The 4,925-nt window shown below is 66.2% G+C and carries 6 protein-coding genes; all 6 read left to right on the plus strand.

Annotated elements, in window-relative coordinates; all coding sequences use genetic code 11:
* On the plus strand, positions 1-606 hold the full coding sequence (locus INE98_RS10235; RefSeq protein ID WP_293538717.1) for a cytochrome c oxidase assembly protein: 606 nt from the start codon (positions 1-3) through the stop codon (positions 604-606).
* A 74-nt stretch (positions 607-680) separates the two neighbouring features.
* Complete coding sequence (locus INE98_RS10240) at positions 681-1,559, plus strand: cytochrome c oxidase subunit 3 (protein WP_293538718.1); 879 nt, start codon at positions 681-683, stop codon at positions 1,557-1,559.
* Between the two features lie 4 nt (positions 1,560-1,563).
* Entirely contained in the window at positions 1,564-1,923 is a 360-nt protein-coding gene (locus tag INE98_RS10245) for a DUF983 domain-containing protein (protein ID WP_293538720.1), read from the plus strand.
* A complete protein-coding gene (locus INE98_RS10250; RefSeq protein WP_293538722.1) occupies positions 1,913-2,644 on the plus strand; it encodes an SURF1 family protein in 732 nt (243 codons plus the stop codon). The genes INE98_RS10245 and INE98_RS10250 overlap by 11 nt, the downstream gene beginning before the upstream one ends.
* A complete protein-coding gene (gene thrC, locus INE98_RS10255; protein ID WP_293538724.1) occupies positions 2,644-4,032 on the plus strand; it encodes a threonine synthase in 1,389 nt (462 codons plus the stop codon). Before INE98_RS10250 ends, thrC begins: the two co-directional genes overlap by 1 nt.
* A partial coding sequence (locus INE98_RS10260) for a pitrilysin family protein (protein ID WP_293538725.1) occupies positions 4,007-4,925 on the plus strand: 919 nt, incomplete at its 3' end. The genes thrC and INE98_RS10260, both read left to right, overlap by 26 nt.

Raw genomic sequence — 4,925 nt, forward strand, 5'->3', positions numbered from 1 at the left:
ATGTCCTCGATCGAACCCTCTGACGTTCGTCACCGGAACAAGCGCCTCGCGGTCTGGTGCGCCGCCGGGTTCTTTACGATGATCACGGCGGCCTACGCTTCCGTGCCTCTTTACAGGGCCTTCTGCGAACTGACGGGGTTTGACGGAACGCCCCGGCGCGCCGAGCAGTCCTCGGCGGTCACCCTGGAGCGCACCATCGTTGTCCGCTTCGACGCCAACGTGCGCGAGTTGCCCTGGAGTTTCCGGCCGCAGCAGACTGCTCAGACCCTCAAGATCGGGCAAACCGGACTCGCCTACTTCACAGTGACCAACAACAGCGACAAGCCCGTGACCGGACACGCCGTGTACAACGTCACGCCGCAGATCGCCGGCGGCTACTTCCAGAAACTGGAGTGCTTCTGCTTCTCGAACCAGACCATCCCCGCCGGCAAGACGATCGAGTTCCCCGTGGTCTATTTCGTCGATCCGAAGTTCGCCGAGGACTTCGATACACGCGGGAAATCCGAGGTGACGCTCTCCTACACCTTCTTCCCGGCGCAGGAGGCGGAAACCAAGTCGGCTGAGGCGCCTTCCGCGCTTGGCGGAACGCTGAAAGCAGGGCTATAGGGACATAACCGGAAGCACACGACCGTCCATGCAGTCATGGGGCGGGAGGCGGCAGTAGGAGGAACAGGGGCGGCATGTCTGCGGGCGACGTCAAACACGATTATCATCTCGTCAATCCCAGCCCCTGGCCGCTGGTGGGTTCCATCGCGGCCACTGTGATGGCGGTCGGCGGCGTGATCGCCATGAAGGGACTCTTCGGCTTGCCGAAAGGGGACTTGACCGTCTTGCTGGCGGGCCTCGCCGGCGTGCTGCTGACGATGGCCGGCTGGTGGCGCGACGTCACCATCGAGGCCAACCAGGGGGACCACACCCCGGTGGTCGGCATCGGCCTTCGATACGGCATGATCATGTTCATCGCCTCGGAGGTGATGTTCTTCGTCGCGTGGTTCTGGATCTTCTTCGAGATGGCCCTGTTCCATGAGGTCCGGACCGTCTCCAGCGTCGAGGAGGTCCGCACCGCCTGGGCGACCTGGCCTCCCCAGGGCATCGAGACAGTTCCCGCCTGGAACCTGCCTCTCCTGAACACCCTGACCCTTCTCCTTTCAGGGACGACCGTGACCTGGGCGCACCATGCGCTGCAAACCGGTGACCGCCGCGGCGCCAAGATCGGGCTGCTCCTGACCATCATCCTCGGCGTGATCTTCACCGCCATTCAGGTCTACGAGTACTACCACATCCTCCATCACAACTACTTCTTCGGCGGTGAGGGGGCGGAGAATTCGGGGCTGTATGGCTCGGCCTTCTTCATGGCGACGGGCTTCCATGGGTTCCACGTTCTCATCGGAACCCTCTTCCTGATCGTGTGCCTCGGCCGCCTCATGGGAACAGGCTTTACACCCAAGCAGCACTTCGGCTTCGAGTCGGCGGCTTGGTACTGGCACTTCGTGGACGTCGTCTGGCTGTTCCTGTTCGCCTTCATCTACGTGGTGTTCGGCGCGTCCGGAGGCGGTTGACGGCATGGCCGGCGTGAACCCCCTTCTGGCGGGTCTCGCCGGCCGCTGCCCGCACTGTGGCGAAGGCGCTCTCTTCACGGGCTTCCTGACCGTCGCGGATCGTTGCGGCGCTTGCGGCAATGATCTGAGCCGGGCCGACTCCGGCGATGGGCCGGCGGTCTTCGTGATTCTCATCGGAGGGTTCGTCGTCGCCTTTGCGGCCCTCTTTACGGAGATCGCTTACCGGCCTCCCATCTGGGTCCACCTCGCGGTCTTTCTTCCCCTTTCCGCCGTCGTCTGCCTTGGCCTCCTGCGCCCCATGAAGGGCCTCCTGCTCGCGGCGCAATTCGCCAACCGGGCCGCCGAGTCCCGCCATGACGAGTGATCCTGCAAAGCCACGGCGTTTTCCCATCGGGCTGACTCTGGCCACCCTGATCGGTTTGGCGATCCTGGTGGCTCTTGGGCTCTGGCAGGTCCAGAGACTGACCTGGAAGGAGGCCCTCCTCGCGCGGGTCGACCGGCTTGAATCGGCGGCGGCGGCGCCCGCCGTCACGGTTCTGGATGATGCGTCATCCGCCTCTGACCTCGACATGGTCAGGGTCCGGCTGGAGTGCCCTGGCCTCGCCAGCGCTGATTTCGTCGAGCTCTATGGGCTGAAGGACGGTCAGGCGGGACGGAGGCTCATTTCCGCCTGCCGGCTCCCCTCGGGACGGTATGGAAGCCTGCTCGTGGATCGGGGTTTCGTTGCCGACACCGTCTCGTCCCGGCCCGGAACGGGGGGCGAGGCTCGGGCCCTGACCGTCACCGGCGTCCTGAGGGCCCCAGACCCGCCGGGGCTGTTCACGCCGAAGGCGGATCCTTCGACTCGCCTGTGGTTCTCTCGCGACATTCCCGGGATAGCGGCCGCCCTCGGCGCGGCGCGCCCGGCGCCGGTCATGCTCCTGGCCGAGACCTCCTCCAACCCCGAATTTCTATCCCTGGTTCCTTCGCCAATTCCCGCAGCCATTTCGAACAGGCACCTAGAGTACGCCCTGACCTGGTTCGGCCTTGCCGCCGCCCTGCTCGGCGTCTATGGCGCGCTCCTGCGAAAGCACTTCAGGTCCTGATGCGGTATATCTCCACACGCGGCGCCTCGGCCCCCGTCGGTTTTGTTGAGGCGGTCCTGGCAGGCCTTGCGCCCGATGGCGGGCTCTACGTTCCCGAAACCTGGCCGGGATTCAGCCAGGATGAGATCGCCGGCTTCGCAGGCCGCCCCTACGCCGAAGTGGCGGCGGCCGTCCTGGGCAGGTTCGCCGCTGACGAGATTCCCCGGGAAGACCTACTGGGCATGTGCCAGGAGGCCTATGCCGCCTTTGACCATCCTGCGGTGGTCCCCCTGGTCCAGTTGGCGCCGGACGTCTTCCTGGCCGAGCTCTTTCACGGACCGAGCCTGGCCTTCAAGGACGTGGCGATGCAGCTGCTCGCCCGGCTTTCGGATCATGTCCTCTCCAGAGCGGGGCGCACCCAGACCATCCTCTGCGCCACCTCCGGCGATACGGGAGGGGCGGCTGTCGAGGCCTTCCGAGGCCGGGCCAACACCCGGATCGTCGCCATGTTCCCGGACGGCCGGATCTCGGAAGTCCAGCGCAGGTTCATGACGACCGCCAGCGAAGACAACGTCAGGTGTCTGGCGGTCGCGGGGGACTTCGACGCCTGCCAGGCGATCCTCAAGACCGCCCTCGCAGATAAGGACCTTCAGAGGGCCGTGGGCCTCTCTGCGGTCAACTCCATCAACTTCGCCCGGATCATCGCCCAGTCGGTCTACTACTTCACGACGGCGGTTGCCCTCGGCGCGCCCCATCGACCTGTCTCGTTTGCAGTCCCCTCGGGGAACTTCGGCGATGGCTTCGCGGGCTATGTTGCGCATCGCATGGGTCTCCCCGTCGGCCGGATCCTGGTCGCCACCAACGCCAATGACATCCTTGCCCGCACCTTCCTGACGGGCGTCTACGCCCGGGGCGCGGTTGCAGAGACGCAGTCTCCCGCAATGGACATCCAGTCCGCCTCGAATTTCGAGCGGCTCTTTTTCGAGGCGACGGGCCGGGATGGGCCGGCAACCGCCGAAGCCTTCGCCGGGTTTTCCGCCGGCCAGGCTATTCAGGTTCCGGCGAGCGCTCTCCAGTCAATGAAGCTGCTCTTCTCGGGAGCCTCGACCGACGAGGCGTCCACCGCGCGGGAAATGCAGCAGACCCTCAAGGAAACAGGGGAGATGGCGGATCCCCACACCGCCGTGGCCCTGTCAGCCCTGCGGCGTGATCCCGGCCCGGGACCTACCGTGGTGCTTGCGACCGCTCATCCCGCCAAGTTCCCCGAGGCGGTGCTGGCGGCGACTGGACGTGCGCCTGAAACCCCCGCCCGGGCGCTGGCCCTGGCGGGACGTCCAGAGCGCTTTGAGCGCATCGACGCCGACGCCGCAAAGGTCTCCGCCTATGTACGGACATTTGCAGGGGCCTGAGTCGCCCCGGATCCACACTCTGTCGAATGGCGTCCGATGCGTCTGTGATCCCGTTCCGGGCGCGAGGACTGTCGCGCTCGTGGTCGCCGCGGGGCGCGGCGCCCGTATCGAGAGTATCCGGGAGGCGGGTTGGTCCCATCTGCTGGAGCATATGGTCTTCAAGGGCGCTGGAGGTCGGTCGGCACGGCAGATGGCCGAGGCGATTGAGTCAGGCGGTGGCCAAATCAACGCCGAGACCGGCTACGAGCGAACGGTCTTTCAGGTCAGGACCCTGCCCGAGGGTCTCGACGGCGCCTCCGCCCTCCTTTCCGATCTTCTCCTGAGACCGGACCTTGATCCCGATGATCTGTCGCGGGAACGCCGGGTGGTGCTCCAGGAAATCGCCGAGGCTGAGGATACGCCGGACGATCTGGTCTTCGAGATGGCGCAGTCCGCCGCCTTCCAGGATCATCCTCTCGGCCGCAGCATCCTCGGCCATGCCGCCAGCCTCGCCAGGGCGAGGACGCAGGATCTGAGGGAGTGGCGACGACGGATCTACGCGCCAGACCGCCTGGTCGTCGTGGCCTCCGGCGCCGTTGAGGAAGACGCCCTCCTGCGTCTGGCCGAGCGGGATTTCGCCGTGGCGCCAACCGCCGAGGCCCCATCCGCGGCCCCGGGCCGCTTCTCCGGGGGTGTCCTGACGGCCGACCGGGCGCTTGAGCAGGCCAATCTGGTCTTTCTTTGCCCGGGGCTCGCCGCCACGGATCCGGATGCCTGGGCCCTGCAGGTCTTCACGGAGTGCCTTGGCGGCGGCATGGCGTCTCGTCTCTTCCAGGAGGCGCGGGAGGTTCGCGGCCTTGCCTACGCCATCGACGCCTGGGGAGAGTTCTGGTCGGATTGCGGTATGGTCGGCG

Source organism: Phenylobacterium sp., assembly GCF_020253645.1.
In the GTDB taxonomy this organism is placed as follows: domain Bacteria; phylum Pseudomonadota; class Alphaproteobacteria; order Caulobacterales; family Caulobacteraceae; genus Phenylobacterium.

What these genes read in the sequence shown, in the direction of transcription:
- INE98_RS10235 (WP_293538717.1), top strand. Translation starts at nt 1, where the DNA reads ATGTCCTCGATCGAACCCTCTGACGTTCGTCACCGGAACAAGCGCCTC.
- INE98_RS10240 (WP_293538718.1), top strand. Translation starts at nt 681, where the DNA reads ATGTCTGCGGGCGACGTCAAACACGATTATCATCTCGTCAATCCCAGC.
- thrC (WP_293538724.1), top strand. Translation starts at nt 2,644, where the DNA reads ATGCGGTATATCTCCACACGCGGCGCCTCGGCCCCCGTCGGTTTTGTT.
- INE98_RS10245 (WP_293538720.1), top strand. Translation starts at nt 1,564, where the DNA reads ATGGCCGGCGTGAACCCCCTTCTGGCGGGTCTCGCCGGCCGCTGCCCG.
- INE98_RS10250 (WP_293538722.1), top strand. Translation starts at nt 1,913, where the DNA reads ATGACGAGTGATCCTGCAAAGCCACGGCGTTTTCCCATCGGGCTGACT.